Annotated in this window: 16 protein-coding genes and 1 other RNA gene; 15 read left to right on the forward strand and 2 right to left on the reverse strand. The window is 35.8% G+C overall.

Features of this window, described 5'->3' with window-relative positions; genetic code table 11:
- The 4 genes from mltG to HME7025_RS06660 are packed head-to-tail and all read left to right on the forward strand — an operon-like array spanning position 1 to position 3,001.
- Entirely contained in the window at positions 1-1,035 is a 1,035-nt protein-coding gene (mltG, locus tag HME7025_RS06645) for an endolytic transglycosylase MltG (protein WP_109322882.1), read from the forward strand.
- A 2-nt stretch (positions 1,036-1,037) separates the two neighbouring features.
- Positions 1,038-1,442, forward strand: a complete 405-nt coding sequence (locus HME7025_RS06650; protein ID WP_109322883.1) for an acyl-CoA thioesterase — start codon at positions 1,038-1,040, stop codon at positions 1,440-1,442.
- 1 nt (position 1,443) lies between these two features.
- On the forward strand, positions 1,444-2,394 hold the full coding sequence (locus HME7025_RS06655; RefSeq protein ID WP_109322884.1) for a YihY/virulence factor BrkB family protein: 951 nt from the start codon (positions 1,444-1,446) through the stop codon (positions 2,392-2,394).
- Positions 2,375-3,001 carry an L-threonylcarbamoyladenylate synthase gene (locus HME7025_RS06660; protein ID WP_109322885.1) on the forward strand — a complete coding sequence of 209 codons (627 nt, stop codon included), beginning with the start codon at positions 2,375-2,377 and terminating at the stop codon, positions 2,999-3,001. The genes HME7025_RS06655 and HME7025_RS06660 overlap by 20 nt, the downstream gene beginning before the upstream one ends.
- On the opposite strand, the gene HME7025_RS06665 is transcribed toward HME7025_RS06660, so the two are convergent.
- On the reverse strand, positions 2,998-3,870 hold the full coding sequence (locus tag HME7025_RS06665) for a lysophospholipid acyltransferase family protein (protein WP_109322886.1): 873 nt from the start codon (positions 3,868-3,870) through the stop codon (positions 2,998-3,000). The two genes, HME7025_RS06660 and HME7025_RS06665, sit on opposite strands and share 4 nt — an antisense overlap.
- Positions 3,871-3,933: 63 nt before the next feature.
- On the opposite strand from HME7025_RS06665, the gene HME7025_RS06670 reads away from it, so the two are divergent.
- The 11 genes from HME7025_RS06670 to HME7025_RS06720 all read left to right on the forward strand — a co-directional run bounded on the left by HME7025_RS06670 (position 3,934) and on the right by HME7025_RS06720 (position 15,186).
- A complete protein-coding gene (locus HME7025_RS06670) occupies positions 3,934-4,545 on the forward strand; it encodes a WbqC family protein (protein ID WP_109322887.1) in 612 nt (203 codons plus the stop codon).
- Between the two features lie 44 nt (positions 4,546-4,589).
- Positions 4,590-7,136 (forward strand): ATP-dependent Clp protease ATP-binding subunit, encoded by a 2,547-nt coding sequence (locus tag HME7025_RS06675; RefSeq protein ID WP_109322888.1) that lies wholly within the window; start codon positions 4,590-4,592, stop codon positions 7,134-7,136.
- Between the two features lie 18 nt (positions 7,137-7,154).
- Positions 7,155-7,901, forward strand: a complete 747-nt coding sequence (fabG, locus tag HME7025_RS06680; protein WP_109322889.1) for a 3-oxoacyl-[acyl-carrier-protein] reductase — start codon at positions 7,155-7,157, stop codon at positions 7,899-7,901.
- A complete protein-coding gene (locus HME7025_RS06685) occupies positions 7,901-9,715 on the forward strand; it encodes a hypothetical protein (RefSeq protein ID WP_109322890.1) in 1,815 nt (604 codons plus the stop codon). Before fabG ends, HME7025_RS06685 begins: the two co-directional genes overlap by 1 nt.
- Positions 9,712-10,992: a DUF4403 family protein gene (locus HME7025_RS06690; protein WP_161956219.1), complete on the forward strand. Its 1,281-nt coding sequence runs from the start codon at positions 9,712-9,714 to the stop codon at positions 10,990-10,992. Before HME7025_RS06685 ends, HME7025_RS06690 begins: the two co-directional genes overlap by 4 nt.
- A 20-nt stretch (positions 10,993-11,012) precedes the next feature.
- An RNA gene (gene rnpB, locus HME7025_RS06695) (RNase P RNA component class A) lies at positions 11,013-11,370 on the forward strand.
- A gap of 93 nt (positions 11,371-11,463) precedes the next feature.
- Complete coding sequence (locus HME7025_RS06700; RefSeq protein ID WP_109322892.1) at positions 11,464-12,096, forward strand: 30S ribosomal protein S16; 633 nt, start codon at positions 11,464-11,466, stop codon at positions 12,094-12,096.
- Positions 12,097-12,161: 65 nt separating this feature from the next.
- Positions 12,162-12,695 (forward strand): ribosome maturation factor RimM, encoded by a 534-nt coding sequence (gene rimM / locus HME7025_RS06705; RefSeq protein WP_109322893.1) that lies wholly within the window; start codon positions 12,162-12,164, stop codon positions 12,693-12,695.
- The gene (gene trmD / locus HME7025_RS06710; RefSeq protein WP_109322894.1) at positions 12,685-13,359 is read left to right on the forward strand and encodes a tRNA (guanosine(37)-N1)-methyltransferase TrmD; all 675 of its coding nucleotides are present in this window, start codon (positions 12,685-12,687) and stop codon (positions 13,357-13,359) included. The genes rimM and trmD overlap by 11 nt, the downstream gene beginning before the upstream one ends.
- A gap of 1 nt (position 13,360) precedes the next feature.
- On the forward strand, positions 13,361-14,284 hold the full coding sequence (locus HME7025_RS06715; protein ID WP_109322895.1) for an EamA family transporter: 924 nt from the start codon (positions 13,361-13,363) through the stop codon (positions 14,282-14,284).
- A gap of 50 nt (positions 14,285-14,334) precedes the next feature.
- Positions 14,335-15,186: an alpha/beta hydrolase gene (locus tag HME7025_RS06720; RefSeq protein ID WP_226998291.1), complete on the forward strand. Its 852-nt coding sequence runs from the start codon at positions 14,335-14,337 to the stop codon at positions 15,184-15,186.
- Here the strand turns inward: HME7025_RS06720 and HME7025_RS06725 are convergent.
- Positions 15,171-16,580, reverse strand: a complete 1,410-nt coding sequence (locus tag HME7025_RS06725; RefSeq protein ID WP_109322897.1) for an APC family permease — start codon at positions 16,578-16,580, stop codon at positions 15,171-15,173. The two genes, HME7025_RS06720 and HME7025_RS06725, sit on opposite strands and share 16 nt — an antisense overlap.
- Positions 16,581-16,696 lie beyond the last annotated feature (116 nt).

Here is a 16,696-nt window from a genome sequence, read left to right on the forward strand (position 1 = left end):
ATGATAGATAACAAGAAATTCAAGATTTTCATATTGCTGTTTTCGCTATTGGCGGCCATGTTTTCATATTACGTTTGGCAGGTTTTCAAGACACCAAATTTTGATGTTAAAGCTGACAAGCCATTTGTTTTATTGATTCCTAAAGGGGCAAGTTTTCAAACGGTTTTAGATACCCTAGACAAGCATAAATTAGTTAGAGATCAATTGAGTTTTCGCTTTTTAGCTAAAATCTTGTCTTATCCAGAAAGAGTAAAGGCTGGAAGGTATTTAATTTATTCCGAGTCAGGTAACTTTGAAGTAATCAGGAAGCTAAGAAATGGTCGACAAGACGCCATTCGTTTGGTAATCAATACCTTTCGATTAAAAGAGGATTTAGCTGGGAAATTGGCTAAACAATTACCATTTGATTCGACATTTATTTACAAACAATTAGATTCCAACGAGTATGTAAGTCAATTTGGATTCAACAAGGAAACCATTCCTTGTATGTTTATTCCGAATACCTATGAAATACTTTGGACTTCTTCTTTTGAATCATTCATGTCAAAAATGAATAAAGAGTATACTAAGTTTTGGACCTCTGAAAGAAAAGAAAAGGCTCAAAAATTAGCTTTAACTCCTACCGAAGTCGGAATTTTGGCATCCATCGTAGAAGGCGAAAGTAAAAAGTCAGATGAGCAATCTCGGATTGCTGGTGTTTATTGGAATCGATTAAAAACAGGTATGCCATTGCAAGCTGATCCAACGATTGTGTTTGCATGGAAAGATTTCACCATTAAACGAGTTACTGGAAAGTATACTGCCATTAGTTCTCCGTATAATACTTACAAATTAACAGGATTACCTCCGGGACCTATCTCTATTCCTTCACCCCAGGTTATTGATAAGGTGTTAAGTCTAGAAAGACATTCCTATTTGTACTTTTGTGCCAAAGAAGATTTTTCAGGATACCACTCCTTTGCCACTAGCTATGAGGAACATATGCAAAATGCACGTAGGTATCAAAGTGCTTTAAATGCCTTGAAAATTAAATAAATATGTATAGCCACACAGTAACTTATCGAGTTTGTTATGCCGATACGGATCAAATGGGATATGTTTACTATGGTAACTATGCTCGTTTATTTGAAATTGCTCGAGTAGAGACTTTACGTAGCTTAGGTGTCAGCTATAAGGATCTGGAAGACCAACAAATCGGTTTGCCAGTATATGAGAACTATTCCAAATTTTTAGCTCCAGCTTATTACGATGAGTTATTGACAATTGAATGCACATTATTGTCATTACCTCAGGTACGCATTCAATTTTCTTATCGAATTTTGAATAGTAAGCAGGAATTAATTCATGAAGGCAAAACCACGCTTGTCTTTATGGATATGAAACGACAAAAAATGGTGAAGGCTCCCGATTATTTATTGGAAGTTTTGAAGCCATATTTTTAATATGAAAAAAAGTATACTCCGTGAACTTAAAATAATTTGGAAGGAACTAGAGGAACACTATGTCTTAGCTAGAATTTTGACTATTCTATATCAAAAGGTTTTTCAATTTGATATCGATGTACGTGCAGCAGCAGTAGCTTACAATTTTACATTGGCCTTTTTCCCGGCCATTATTTTTCTTTTTTCATTATTAGCCTATTTGCCCATTGAACATTTAGATGTTAAGATGATTGGGTTTTTAAAAGGATCTATTCCAAAAAGTATGCTTAAGGATTTATCCGAGCTGGTGGTTGAATTAGTTAGTAATAAAAGGGGAGGAGTTTTGTCATTTGGTTTTATTTTGGCTCTTTATGCGTCTACGAGTGGAATAATGGCATTAATTAGGTCTTTTAACTTGACCTACAAAACCAACGAAAATCGGGGTTATATTAAAGAAAGGGTAATAGCGGTCGCCTTGAACTTTCTGTTGACTTTTGTGCTAATTACTGCCTTTTTGGTGTTCATTGTGGGTAATTTAATTGTTCATAGTTTGGCAAATAAAGGTTTGATAAATTATGACTTCACGTTTTACTTCATTAAGATACTTACCTATTTTGTTATATTTTCAGTATTCTTTTTGACGATATCCATTATCTATTTTTATGCTCCAGCTATTCATAAAAGATGGAAATTTTTCAATGCAGGTTCTATTACAGCGTCTATTTTAACGATCAGCATTACTAATATTTTCTCTTATTACTTAGTGAATTTCGCAAGTTACAATAAGGTATATGGCTCTATTGGTTCACTTATTGCCTTGATGGTTTGGCTGTATTTTTTCGCACTGATATTGCTCGTTGGATTTGAAATTAATGCGAGCATAGATCAAGTTAAAATAGAGGATAATGAACAAGAGCCTAATGATTTTTTTTACCCACCTTCTCGACTAAAAAATGGAAGCTCAATGGATTAAGATTTACGAGAAGAATAATTCACAAGCACTGATAGATCAAGTGGTGCAAGTGTTAAATAAAAATGGAGTAATTATCTATCCTACAGATACGATGTATGCCTTAGGATGTTCTATACAATCTGCTCAAGCTATTTCTCGGATTTGTGAAATCAAGCAAATTAAACCGAATAAAAACCGTTTTTCGTTTATTTGTGCAGATTTGAGTTCTATTGCCAACTTTGCCAAAGTAAGTGATTTTGCCTTTAAAGTATTAAAAAGATATTTGCCTGGTCCTTATACCTTCGTATTGCCAGCTAGCTCCAAAGTGCCTTCTGTTTTGGTACAGGGCAAAAAAACGGTTGGTATTCGTATTCCTAATTATTTGCCCATTTTAGAGATTGTCAAGGTGTTAGGACACCCCTTGTTGACGACTACTCTTCCTCAAGAAGGATTGGATGTCGAAGATTTTACCGACCCAAGTTTAATTTTTGATACCTATAAAAATAAGGTTGATTTAGTCCTTGATGGGGATTTTGGTGGATTAATCGCATCCAGTGTCATTGACCTCAGTGAAGATGAAATTGAAGTGATCAGGGAAGGAGCAGGGGATTGCTCCGATTTTCTTTAATTCCACTTAATAGAGATTTGCTCTGGTTTTTTATGTTTCCAGCGGCGGTGAGACCACAAATATTGATCTGGATATTTTACTATTGATTTCTCTAATCTTCTAGCAAATCGTTCAATAATTTCTCCATTGGGTAAATTATCAAAGCTAGGTTCAGCTAATAATTCATAAGTCATGGAATAATAGCCTCTTTTTTCACGAATTAATTCAGCAAAAACCACTGGATATTGGTATTCCCTAGCAAAACGCTCCATACCAGTGAAAAATGCCGTATCCTGATTTAAAAATTGAGTCCAATACGCAGTTTCTGGTTTTTGTGGCGCTTGGTCGGCCGCTAAACAAATAGTTCTTGGAATCAATTTCCGATCTCGTGTTAAAATAACTGATTCCCTTTTTTCCATCAATACAATATTCCCAAATCGTTGTCGAACTTGTTTACTAAACTCGTTGAAATTTGGATTATTTAGTTTTTGATAAACGACATCATTCGTGATTTTGGTAAGTGCTAAACGATGTATAGCCCATTCCCAGTTTCCTTGATGTCCAGCCACTAATATGACGGGAATACCTTTATCAATGTAGTTTTGAACCAAGTCATGATTATTTAATTTAACACGTTCTAAAACTTGTTTTTCTGTTAATGAGACCCCTTTGAAAAATTCCAATAAATTGTCAGTTAAATACCCATAAAATTGAAAGGCAATTTTACGAATTTCTTTTTCCGATTTTTCTGGAAAAGAGGAGGTTAAATTCCCCATAATGACCTTTTTACGATAGGAAATTACCGCATAAAAAAGCCACTTTAAAGCATCTGCTAATCGATAAAGAACAAATAAGGGTAGTTGCCCCAGCAACCTAAAGAAAAACATCATTTGATTTCAGAACTTATTGGCTATATTCTATTAATTTTGCAAATATCCGATTAATTTTTGGGAATGCGTATTGAGATCCACTATTTACCCAGTATAGAATATTTATCATTACTTCTTTCACAAGAGCAAGTTCAATTCGAAGTCTACGAACATTTCCAAAAGCAAACTTACCGCAATAGAGCACTTATTTTAGGTGCTAACGGAATTGAAACCTTAACAGTTCCTATTCAACATGTGCATTCCGGAAAAATGTTGATGAAAGATGTTCGTATAGATTATGGTCAAAATTGGGTAAGGATTCATCAAGGGGCAATTCAAGCTGCTTATGGAAAAGCTCCTTATTTTGAATATTTTGAGCCATATATACGTTCTATTTTTGCAAAAAAATTAAATTTTTTAGTAGATTTAAATATTGAATACATTGAATTGTTTGGTCGAATTTTAGGAAGAAAATGGAATTATTCTCTCTCAAATTCGTTTGAAATAGAAGATAAAGATGTATTTTGGAATTATATCCAAGCCAAACAAGATTGGCGGGAAAGAAACGTTTATTCAGAATTAGCTTATCCACAATGTTTCGGTAATACATTCCATCCAAACTTATCGGTGTTGGATTTGTTAATGAATCAGGGCAGAGATGCTAATTTGATTTTAAATCAATTGAACAAAAAATGAACAAATAGAACGGTGTTCTTGTTCTCGGCATAAAAATAAATTATATGGAGGCTAAGTTTTCAAATAAAGTGAAAGAAGTGATTTCTCTAGCAAGAGAAGAGGCCTTACGTTTAGGACATGATTACATTGGGACAGAGCACCTAATGCTAGGAATGATTCGTGATGGAGAAGGTCCAGGAATTGATTTATTGTTGAAGTCTGGTGTATCCTTAGATCAATTAAGGCAGAGCATTGAGCACTCAACTTCGTCAACGAGTCGTTCTTCCTTTGATAAGCAGAATATGTTGAACATACCTTTGACTAAACAAGCGGAGAAGGTATTGCGTTTGACTTATTTAGAAGCTAAATATTTCAAAACAAATCTAGTTGGTACAGATCATTTGTTGATGGCTATTTTGCGTGATGAAGATAATGTAGCAACTCAAATTTTGGAAAAATATCAAGTTTACTACGATTTGATTAAAGAAATGGTTGAGTTCCAAAATGGTGCTGGTCAAGAAAATTCCCCTAAGGCAAGTTCTGATACCGACGATAACGATGATGATAGTCGTTTGTATTCTTCAGGTTCAGGTGGAGCTGCCGGTTCAGGTTCAGCATCTTCCGGAACTAAAAGTACAGAAAAGAGTAAAACACCTGTTTTAGATAACTTTGGTCGTGATTTAACTAAAATTGCGGAGAACGGTAAGTTAGATCCTATAGTAGGTCGTGAAAAGGAGATTGAGCGTGTAGCTCAAATTTTATCACGTAGAAAGAAAAACAACCCCATTTTAATAGGTGAACCAGGTGTGGGTAAAACGGCTATAGCTGAAGGATTAGCGCTAAGAATCATTCAAAAGAAGGTTTCTCGTGTGTTATTTGGTAAGCGAGTTGTGACACTTGATTTGGCATCTTTAGTGGCCGGTACTAAATACCGTGGTCAGTTTGAGGAGCGTATGAAAGCGGTCATGAATGAGTTGGAAAAATCAACAGATGTCATACTGTTTATTGATGAATTGCATACCATTGTGGGTGCGGGTGGAGCTTCTGGTTCATTGGATGCTTCTAACATGTTTAAACCAGCTTTAGCGAGAGGGGATATCCAAGTTATTGGAGCTACAACTTTAGATGAATATCGCCAATACATAGAAAAGGACGGTGCTTTGGCTCGTCGTTTCCAAACTGTGATGGTCGATGCTACTACCGTTGATGAAACCATTGAGATATTACATAATATTAAGGATAAGTACGAAGAGCATCATCATGTAATTTATACCCCAGAATCTATCGTTTCTGCTGTGAAATTATCTGATCGTTATGTTTCAGATCGTTTCTTACCTGATAAAGCCATTGATGTAATGGATGAGGTGGGTGCTCGTGTACACATTTCCAATATTAATGTTCCTGCAGATATTGTGGCTTTAGAATCTCAGATTGAAATAGTTAAGAAGGAAAAAAACCAAGTAGTTAAATCTCAGAAATATGAAGAGGCTGCTCAGTTGCGTGATCGTGAAAAGAAATTGATTGATCAGTTAGAGCAAGCTAAAAATATTTGGGAAGAGGAGTCTAAAAAGCAGAAATTTACTGTAACCGAAGAGCATGTAGCGGAAGTAATTGCTCAAATGACGGGTATTCCAGTGAATCGAGTTGCAGCCAAAGAAGGAGAGAAGTTGTTGTTGATGGAGCAAGAAATGTCCAAACATGTGATTGGTCAAGGAGATGCCATTAAGAAATTAGTGAAAGCCATTCAACGAACTCGTGTAGGTTTAAAAGACCCTAAAAAGCCAATTGGATCCTTTATTTTCCTAGGTCCTACTGGAGTAGGTAAAACGGAAATGGCGAAAGTATTAGCTTCTTACTTGTTTGATAAAGAAGATGCTTTGGTACGTATAGATATGAGTGAATACATGGAGAAATTCAGTGTATCACGCTTAGTTGGAGCGCCTCCAGGATATGTGGGATATGAAGAGGGAGGTCAATTAACTGAGAAAATCCGTAGAAAACCTTATTCGGTAGTTCTTTTAGACGAAATCGAAAAAGCACATCCAGATGTTTTCAACTTGTTATTGCAAGTGTTGGATGATGGAATTTTAACGGATGGATTAGGTAGAAGAGTTGATTTTAGAAATACGATTATTATTATGACCTCCAATATTGGAGCTCGTGATTTGAAAGATTTTGGATCAGGAATTGGTTTTTCAACCAAGTCAAGAACGGATAATATCGAAGAACACGCTAAATCAACGATACAAAATGCATTGAAAAAGGCATTTGCACCTGAATTCATTAATCGTTTGGATGATATTATTGTATTTAATTCCCTTGAAAGAGCTGATTTGCATCAAATCATCGATTTAATGTTGATTAAATTGAAAACTCGTTTGAGCAATTTAGGATATACGGTAACTTTGACAGACAAAGCCAAGGATTATATTGCTGATAAGGGATATGATCCACAATATGGTGCTAGACCTTTGAACCGTGCCATTCAAAAATACTTAGAGGATCCATTAGCAGAAGAGATTTTAAAAGGACCTTTAGCTGAAAATGAGATTATCGAAGCAGATTTTGTGGAAGGGGCAACGGAAATAGTACTAACAAGAAAAAACCAATAAAAAGATTAAATTATTTGTATGAAATTAGTTGAAAACAAGGTTGTATTAGTCACAGGAGCATCGAGAGGTATTGGTCGTGCCATTGCTACTTCATTTGCTAAATCTGGAGCTAATGTAGCTTTTACGTATTTGTCTTCTGTTGAAAAAGGAGAGGCTCTTGAAAAAGAATTAGCTGCTTATGGAATTCGAGCCAAAGGCTATCGTTCGGATGCTTCTCAGTATGTAGAATCAGAAGAGTTGGTTAATTCAGTATTGGAAGATTTTGGTTCTATTGATGTATTAATCAACAACGCTGGTATTACACGCGACGGTTTGTTGATGCGCATGAGCGAAGAACAGTGGGATGAAGTAATACGTGTAAATCTTAAATCTGTTTTCAATTTGACAAAAGCTGTTATCAAACCTATGATGAAAGCTAAGTCAGGTTCTATCATTAATTTAACATCCATTGTTGGAATAAAGGGAAATGCTGGTCAAGCGAATTATTCAGCTTCAAAAGCAGGTATTATAGGATTTACGAAGTCTGTAGCTTTAGAATTAGGCTCAAGAAATATTCGTTGTAATGCCATAGCACCAGGTTTTATTGAAACTGAAATGACAGGTGAATTAAATGAAGCCACAGTAGATGAGTGGACAAAGGCTATTCCATTGAAAAGAGGTGGGCAAGCAGAAGAAGTAGCTAATGTATGCTTATTTTTAGGTTCTGAATTGTCCTCTTATGTAACGGGTCAAGTATTACAAGTTGATGGGGGTCTATTAACCTAATGCATTCGATTCTCTTGAATTTATGGCTAAGCTCAGTTCCCCTTTGGGTGGGATTGAGCTTAGCTTTTTTATTGGGTCTAGCTTATTATTGGTTTCAAAATAGAAATTATTCCTTTAGCTTGTTGAGCCGGTTTCAAGCTGTTTTAAGAGGTTTGTTTTTGGTTGGGATTGTCTTATGTTTTATTCCTTGGAAGATAGCTATTGAGGAATCAAACGTGCTTCCTTCTAAGGTTTTATTGATTATCGATGATTCACAATCCATGAATCAAGCTACTTATGCTGTTTTTATTCAGGATGTGAGTAAGAAAATTCAAGACATTGCAAGTAATCGCGGTGAATTGAAAATTGTAGGCTTAAACAGTCCAGAGAATTCTATACAGGCAATTGCTCCAGTTGGTCAAAATTCTTCTTGGGGGAAAGTGCAAGAATTGATTAGAAAAGAGAGTAAGAACTTTCAATTATCCCAGGTTTTTTTTGTTACAGACGGACAATTAAGTGATTTAGAAACACCAATACACCGAGGTGCTTCTGTGTATATCGTACCTTTTGGTAAAATAGTTTCCCAACAAAAAATGGGAATAAGTATTCCAACCAAAACTGTTTATTCTGTCCCAGGAGAACGAATTCATGTGCCGGTTTCTGTATGGACAAATTTTAATCAAGGTGAAAAATCTCCTAATATTGAAGTTTTGCTGGATGGTAAATTATATCAAACCTTAAAAGCATCTGGGGGCTCATGGAAAGATTTTCAACTAGTTGACTTAGAGTTAAGTAAGTCCATTGTTGGGAAGCATGCAGTACAAATTCAAATTGAAAATGATCCATCACTACCTCAAGGATTTACTTGGGTGATACAAGATTTTCATGCCAAAGTTGAAGCTTTTGCCACATCTCCTAATTCCAATTTAGGAGTAATTAATCGTGTTGCTCAAGAAGCCAAAATCAACGTTCATTGGAATTTTGTCCCATCAATTTCAACTTTACCTAGTGCAGATAATTATCTCTTTTATGGAATCTTACCAAAAGAATTGCCCAAAGATAAGTCGGCTTGGTACTTAAATATCCCTACAGAACAGAAGAAGGATTGGCCAACATTTGAAGAATTTGGAAATGTAGGTTTACATTTTCCTAGTTTATGGAAGAAGCATTCTGATATTAGAACAAGCCTATGGAGTTCTAATGTGGCACTTTGGAGAGAACAGATGGCAGAAGTGAAAAGCGCGGGGTCTTATGAAATCTTGGATTCGACTTTGCACGAAATGTTAAAAATTAGTTTTTTGAGACAAGCGGATGATCTATTTTCAATTGAATTAAGTAAGCCACAGATTAGGCTAGGAGAGGATTTGTTTTTTGAAGTTAGGCAGTTAAATCCTGAATTAAAGGATAAGCAAAAAATCGACGTTCAATTTAAAATTGTTTCAACTAATTCAACTGTTCAGTTCAAACGCACTTTATCTCAAGCTCATCAAATAGTCAATTTTCAGCCATCTAAGAAAGGTAAATATCAATACCAGGCAAAATTGGTTTATCAAGGTAAGGAATTGGAATTCAATGGGGCATTTACTGTTTTGGATGATAATCCAGAAAAAATAATGGGTAGAAACAATGCTAATTTTCAAGTTTTAAGTCATCGGGAAGGAGTGAAGATTTTGGAATCTTCTGAGATAAAAAACCTCTCTTTAAATAATATAGAAGATACTAAGAGAGTTAGTAACAAAGAAATTAACCTTTGGGAGTGGCCTTATTTTGGTTTATTGATGTTAGTACTAGTAGGATTGGAATGGATTATTCGCAAAAGATTAAATCAAATATGAGGTATTTTTTAGTTTTAATGGTTTGTTTTTTGGGCTTCTCTTGTCGTAAGGAAGTCGTTTTACCTTCCAAATCTGCCGTTTATCAAGAGAATTTTACCCAACTAAAACCAGCTTTTACGCAGGTTGATTTTGAATTTTCGTATGACACTTTGCAGAAATGGATGCGATGGCAACCAGGAAAAACCTTATTTAAAACAGGTTCAGATGCATCTATTGTGGGTTTTCCGTTACAAGTAAACTTGTTGAATCTGGCAAAAATTCAAGGAAACAATGATCAATCACTCAGCTTAAAATTGCCAATTAGTTTTACTGCAGAGCCAAGTTTAGCTGGTTTTTCGGCGGGCAAGGTGAATGGACAAATGGATTTAACTGTGCAAGCTGATATCCTTTCAAAGCCCATCAATTCTCTTTCTGTTCAGAAAATTCAATATTCTTACCAATGGAAAGAAAAGCCTAGTTTACGCGTGGCTGGCTTTGGAGTGAATGTTTCATCGGTTATTGATCGTTTATTAGCTAGTAAGCAGGAACAGTTGATCAGTCAAATATCATCCCAGATTAATCAATCACTTCAAGTGGTTAACTTAGAAAAAATGCTAAATACTGCCATACATAGTATGCCAGTAGCGGATTTTGTATTACTTCCATCGGTAAATCAAATAGCCCTAGATAAAGTCGTTTTTGGTACTACTAGTGTACGTGGATCGGTATTTATAAATTCTTCTTTGGTGTTTACGAATGTGTTTGACAATCGGGTATTGCAAAAGAATGCTATTAAATTGATTTCTAATGTACCTTCCGTAGCAGAATCTGGAGCTCCATTTTCGGTTCAATTAAGTTGGGAATATTTGAGAGCTTTAGTAGAAACACAAATGAGAAAAGGGGCTAAGCAACCTAACTTAATATTGACCTTACAAACACTGGATTCTAGATGGATCCATTGTAGTATTTTGGGTTACAAGGGAAAGGAGAGTTCGTTTAGTTTTGATTTTATTCCTGTTTTATTGGAAGACAATAAATTAAGTATTCGTTTGGTATCGAAAGAGTTATCTGGATTAAGTTTTCCTTCAAGTCTATTTAAGAAACAAGTTGTTAGGAGATTAGAGAAGAATTTAAATCAATTTACTATTGATCCTATGTTGTTTATTGATCGCTCCAAGTGGATGAATAGTGGGATGATTGATTCTGATATGCAAATTCGTTTGGATAGTTTGCAATGGAATAAGGAAGTCTTGAATGTTCAGGGTAAAATTCAGGGTAAATGGTTGATAAGGAAATAAATACTACCTTTGCGCTAGAGAAAATAAATCGTCTTATCGCTTTTTTAAAGAGGAAAGTCCGAACAACATAGAGCATCGTGCTTCCTAACGGGAAGGGAGATTATTTATAATCTCACAGATAGTGCCGCAGAAAATAACCGCCTTTCGGGGTAAGGGTGAAAAGGCGAGGTAAGAGCTCACCGCTATTTTGGTGACAAAATAGGCATAGGTAAACCTCACGCGTTGCAAGATCAAATAGGCTGGCTGTCGAAAGACAAAAGGGTTGCTCGTCCGATGTCAGCGGGTAGATTGCTAGAGGTGAACAGTGATGTTCATCCAAGATAAATGATAAGAAGGCTTTACAGCTTACAGAATTCGGCTTATAGATTTATTTTCTCTATTTCTTTTACTTGGAAATTCTCTCCAAAATTGTTAATTTCGCAAACATTTTTATAAACTCGAGGGACGAGATCCCTCATAACCCAACAAATAATGGCTGTTAAAATCAGACTAGCGCGTCGTGGACGCAAGAAATTGGCAATTTTTGACTTAGTTGTAGCAGATGCTCGTGCACCTCGCGACGGTCGTTTTATTGAGAAAATTGGTACGTATAACCCAAATTCAAATCCTGCTACTATCGTCTTGAACGATGCACAAGCACTTAAATGGGTGATGAATGGAGCTCAACCTACGGATACAGCAAAAGCAATTTTGTCTTACCGTGGTATTTTATACAAGAAACACTTACAAGTAGGTGTGATCAAAGGTGCTATTACACAAGAGCAAGCAGACGCTAAGTTTGAAGCTTGGAAAGCTGAAAAAGAGACTAAGATTCAAACTAAGTCTACTAACATCCAAGATTCTAAAGATAAGTCTAAAGCTACTCGTTTAGCAGCTGAAGCGAAAGTTTCTGCGGCTCGTGCTGAAGTTATTGCAGCGAAAAACAAAGTAGAAGAAGAAGCTTTAGTAGCTAGTGTAGTAGAAGCTATCAATGAAAGTGATGATGATGCAGCTGAAGAAGTAGAAGAAACTGTTGTAGCTGAAGTAGCTGCAGAAGAAGCTCCTGCTGCTGAGGAAGCACCAGCAACAGAAGAAGCTGCACCAGAAGCTCCTGCTGCAGAATAATTTTTAAATTCATTTAAAATCATACAAATTTGATCTTCAGATTTGTATGATTTTTTTTTGTACCTATGGCAGTAACAGAATATTTTGAATTAGGGACGCTTTCTAAACCTCATGGTATCAAGGGGGCTTTCCATGTTTATTTGGATGTAGATGATCCGGAAGAATATGAGGATTTAGATGCTGTATTCTTACAATTAGGTAATGAAATGGTTCCTTATTTTATTACTGATTTACAAATTAGATCTAACCTGAATTTACTGAGTTTAGAAGGTATTGAAACCTTGGATGCTGCCAAAGAATTGGTGGGAGTCAAGCTCTTTTTACCCGTATCGATGTTACCCAAATTAAAGGATAATCAATTTTATTATCACGAAATAGTTGGATATCAGGTAATAGATAAACATCATGGTCCATTAGGTACAGTAAAAGAAGTATACTCTACTGGAGCGCAAGATGTATTGGTTATGAATTATCAATCTAAGGAAGTGTTAATTCCTTTGATGGATGCTATTATACCCAAAGTTGATAAGAAGAATCAAGTGATTCACAGTGTTTTACCAGATGGACTTTTAGAAGTATATTTAGATGATGCGAATTGATATCATTTCGGTGGTTCCTGCCTTGATGCAAAGTTTTTTTGAACATTCCATCTGCAAAAGAGCTAGTCAAGCGGGCTTGGTATCTATACATTTGCACGATTTGCATGATTATTCTTCCAAGAAATTCAGGCAAGTAGATGATTATCCATTTGGTGGAGGTGCAGGAATGGTAATCGCTGTGGAACCTCTTTCTACTTGTTTGGATCATTTAATGGCGGAGAGAACTTATCAGGATATTATTTTTCTGACACCGGATGGCCAAACATTCCAACAAGGTTTAGCTAATCAGTTGAGCTTGTCAGAAAACCTATTATTTATTTGTGGGCATTACAAGGGAATCGACGAGAGGATACGAGAGAAATACGTTACTCGAGAAATATCAATTGGCGACTATGTGTTATCTGGGGGAGAAATTGCGGCAGCTGTATGTGCGGATGCCATTATTCGACTGATACCTGGAGCCATCGGTGATGAGAGTTCAGCCTTAACAGATTCGTTTCAAGATGGATTATTAGCTCCACCAGTTTATACTCGACCAGCAAGTTTCAAAGGGATGGATGTACCTGAGGTATTACTTTCAGGCCATGAAAAGAAAATTGAAGCTTGGAGACATGAACAGTCAATAAAGCGTACACAAGATCGTAGACCAGATTTATTACAATAGCATGTTAAAAAAAGGTTCAATGAGTTTACCTAATCTAATTGCATTAGGTTTACTCTATCTAATTTGGGGTTCCACATTTTTAAGCGTACGAATATTAGTGGCATATTTTCCTCCCTTGTTTATTTCTTATGGTAGGAATATGACAGCTGGATTATTGTTATTAAGCTGGTCTATATTAGGTGGCTATTGGGTAAAGATGCCATTAAAACATTTGCGTGTCCACATCATGGCAGGTATGCTATTTATAACGGTCAATAATGCATCTTTAGCTGTGGCCAGTGCGATCGTTCCTTCTGGTTTTTCAGCGGTTTTTATGGCCTTAGGCCCTTTGATTTTAGTGATATTTTTTTGGCTAGAAGGAGTGAAACCCAGTTTTAAAAAAATAGTAGCTACACTGCTAGGCTTAGTTGGTATTTTATTAATGAGTTCTCAAAAAGGATTATCTATTCCAGGTAAAGCAGATGAATTTTTCACTGGTATTTTACTTTTATTAGGTGCGGTGATAGCTTGGAATATTGCGGTATTTCGTGTTCAATCAACCAAAGCAAACACTTATCATTTTACCCAAGTTTGTGCCATTCAAATGATTTCAGGTAGTATTCCTTTGATTTTCATTAGTTCAATGAAAGGAGATTTAGCTTTGTTACATTTTGATGCTGTTCCCATGTCAGCGTGGTCCGTTTTTGCCTATTTAACATTAATTGGTTCCATGGCTGGTTTTTCTTTATTTGGGTATTTGTCGAAAGAATGTGACGCAACTTTAGTGGCAACGTATACGTATGTCAATCCAGTGGTTGCTTTAATTTTAGGGAATTTAGTTTTGGATGAAGAGTTACATCCTATTTTATTATTTGCTAGTTTTTTCATACTATTGGCAGTCGTTTTAATTACTACCGATAAAACTAAACCTGTTATTAAGTCATGAAAAAAATTGTATTGACTCTTTTCTCTATTGTAAACCTATCTTTTTGTCTAATGGCTCAAGGTCCCCAAGCTCTGTATCCTGGAGCAGTTCCCAATTACATTGATGGTCCAAATGAACAAAACGTAGCAGTAACGAATGGTATATCACGCATTGCTAAGGTTACGATTCCTACTTACCAATTTTATTCTGCTGGATCAGGAGCCAATAAACCTTGTGTGATTGTTTGTCCTGGAGGAGGTTATGGAATATTAGCTTCTTCTCACGAAGGTTCAGATATAGCTAAGAAATTCAACGAAAAGGGTATTCATGCTCTGGTCTTATTTTATCGTTTGCCAGATGCTAAAAGACAAGTAGATAAACGAATCGCTCCATTACAAGATGCCCAACAAGCTATTCGTATCACCCGTCAACATGCTACAGAATGGGGAATTGATCCTAAGAAAATTGGTATCATGGGCTTTTCTGCAGGTGGTCATTTAGCATCAAGTGCAGCCACTCATTTTACCAAAGATTATACTGGAATCAATGATGGAGCCAATTTACGTCCAGATTTTCAAATTCTATTATATCCAGTTATTAGCTTTAGATCCTTTGGGCATCAAGGTTCAGCTAAAAATTTAATTGGCCCAGAGATGTCGGCAGAAGATTTACACTTGTTCTCAAATGAGGAACAAGTTACTTCTCAAACACCTCCAGCATTTTTAGTACATGCAGCTGACGATAAAGCGGTACCCGTCAAAAATTCTTTATTGTACGTAGAGAAATTAAGCGATCTTAATATTTCTAGTGATTTACATGTTTATGCCAAAGGTGGACATGGTTTTGGACTTAACAACAAAACAACCAGTGATGATTGGTTCGAAAGTTTAGTGAAATGGTTTAAAACTCAGTCTTTACTTTGATTTCTTTTCATTAAATAATAAAAAGGCACTCCTGATATCACGAGACCTAATCCGATTGTTGAAGAGAGTGTTTTAACATACAATAAATTAGCTGCTATGGCTACTAGGATTATTAAGTAAACAGCAAATAATACTTTGTTGGTATTACTTAATAATCCTTTTGAAATCTTTTCCTTGTATAGCGACATCACTGTTAGGAAGTAGAATAATAATATAGCAAATACCGTAAAGTCCAATAAGGTACCATAACCTCCAGAAAAGCAAAGAAGAATAGCCCATATCCCTTGTATAATCAAGGAGTATGATGGAGCACCATTTTTGTTCAAATATGCAGCTTTTGAAAAGAATAATTTATCCTGAGCCATAGCTTCGAATAGTCGGCCACCCGCTAATATAATTCCATTATTACAGCCGAATGTAGATATCATGATAAATATGGCCATTAAAGTAGCGCCAATGGTTCCAAATACACTCTGTAATGCAGCGGACCCCAATCGGTCTTGGCTGGCAAACATAATGCCACGTTCATAGGCTGTTGTGCCTGAAGGATTCCCATCCAATGGAAGTATGCCTAGATAAGCGATATTGGTTAAAATGTATAATAAACAAACCAAGGCAGAACCATAAACAAGTCCTTTTGCAATGGTTTTTTTAGGATCTTCAAAGTCTTGACTGGCAAAAGTGACATTATTCCAGGCGGAAGAGGAAAATAGGGGACCAATCATGGCTACACCAAATAAACTAGCTAAAGTTAACGAGTTGATGGGTATTACTTGTTGAACCGCTACATCATATGTTTTCACTTCGCTAAAAAAATGATCAAAATGCAACCAATCATTTTGAAAGCCAACATAAAAACCAATTAAGATTAATACGATGATAGCTCCAATTTTGGTAAAGGTGAACAGGTTTTGAATGAATGAGGCAAAGGATATTCCTTTTAAATTGAAATAAGTAAGTAATGCTATTAAAGCTGCAGCTAAAATTTGTTGACTATTGATGTAATTAAACAAAACCGCATTTTCATTAATCAAATTGGGAAACAAAAAGCCTGTATACTTAGCAAAAGCTACGGCAACAGCTGCAATGGTTCCTGTTTGTATCACAAGAAATGTTGTCCATCCGAACAAAAATCCCGTCATGGGAGAATAAGCCTCTTTGAGATATATGTATTGTCCACCAGTTTGGGGGAAAAGAGTCGAAAGCTTGCCGTAGGCGTATGCCCCTGTGATGGTTAAAAAACTAGTTAGTATCCAGGTTCCCAGCCACATATAGGGGCTGGATATTTGTCTAGCTACTTCTGAACTTACTAAAAATATACCTGAACCTATCATGGAACCCATGACCAGCATTGAGGCGTCCAAGGTGTTTAATTTTTTAATTTGTTGATTCATCTTCTATGGAAAACTTAAAAATAGTCAATTTTTAGTTTATGGTATTTTTTTTGGTAGAAATATTAATTAGTTCATTTTTTAACCTTGTTTTTCATTTTTTTCAAAGACCCAAAAAA

Source organism: Aquirufa nivalisilvae (genome assembly GCF_003143535.1).
Taxonomy (GTDB): Bacteria; Bacteroidota; Bacteroidia; order Cytophagales; family Spirosomataceae; genus Aquirufa; species Aquirufa nivalisilvae.

What these genes read in the sequence shown, in the direction of transcription:
- mltG (WP_109322882.1), top strand. Translation starts at nt 1, where the DNA reads ATGATAGATAACAAGAAATTCAAGATTTTCATATTGCTGTTTTCGCTA.
- HME7025_RS06650 (WP_109322883.1), top strand. Translation starts at nt 1,038, where the DNA reads ATGTATAGCCACACAGTAACTTATCGAGTTTGTTATGCCGATACGGAT.
- HME7025_RS06655 (WP_109322884.1), top strand. Translation starts at nt 1,444, where the DNA reads ATGAAAAAAAGTATACTCCGTGAACTTAAAATAATTTGGAAGGAACTA.
- HME7025_RS06660 (WP_109322885.1), top strand. Translation starts at nt 2,375, where the DNA reads ATGGAAGCTCAATGGATTAAGATTTACGAGAAGAATAATTCACAAGCA.
- HME7025_RS06665 (WP_109322886.1), bottom strand. Translation starts at nt 3,870, where the DNA reads ATGATGTTTTTCTTTAGGTTGCTGGGGCAACTACCCTTATTTGTTCTT.
- HME7025_RS06670 (WP_109322887.1), top strand. Translation starts at nt 3,934, where the DNA reads ATGCGTATTGAGATCCACTATTTACCCAGTATAGAATATTTATCATTA.
- HME7025_RS06675 (WP_109322888.1), top strand. Translation starts at nt 4,590, where the DNA reads ATGGAGGCTAAGTTTTCAAATAAAGTGAAAGAAGTGATTTCTCTAGCA.
- fabG (WP_109322889.1), top strand. Translation starts at nt 7,155, where the DNA reads ATGAAATTAGTTGAAAACAAGGTTGTATTAGTCACAGGAGCATCGAGA.
- HME7025_RS06685 (WP_109322890.1), top strand. Translation starts at nt 7,901, where the DNA reads ATGCATTCGATTCTCTTGAATTTATGGCTAAGCTCAGTTCCCCTTTGG.
- HME7025_RS06690 (WP_161956219.1), top strand. Translation starts at nt 9,712, where the DNA reads ATGAGGTATTTTTTAGTTTTAATGGTTTGTTTTTTGGGCTTCTCTTGT.
- HME7025_RS06700 (WP_109322892.1), top strand. Translation starts at nt 11,464, where the DNA reads ATGGCTGTTAAAATCAGACTAGCGCGTCGTGGACGCAAGAAATTGGCA.
- rimM (WP_109322893.1), top strand. Translation starts at nt 12,162, where the DNA reads ATGGCAGTAACAGAATATTTTGAATTAGGGACGCTTTCTAAACCTCAT.
- trmD (WP_109322894.1), top strand. Translation starts at nt 12,685, where the DNA reads ATGCGAATTGATATCATTTCGGTGGTTCCTGCCTTGATGCAAAGTTTT.
- HME7025_RS06715 (WP_109322895.1), top strand. Translation starts at nt 13,361, where the DNA reads ATGTTAAAAAAAGGTTCAATGAGTTTACCTAATCTAATTGCATTAGGT.
- HME7025_RS06720 (WP_226998291.1), top strand. Translation starts at nt 14,335, where the DNA reads ATGGCTCAAGGTCCCCAAGCTCTGTATCCTGGAGCAGTTCCCAATTAC.
- HME7025_RS06725 (WP_109322897.1), bottom strand. Translation starts at nt 16,580, where the DNA reads ATGAATCAACAAATTAAAAAATTAAACACCTTGGACGCCTCAATGCTG.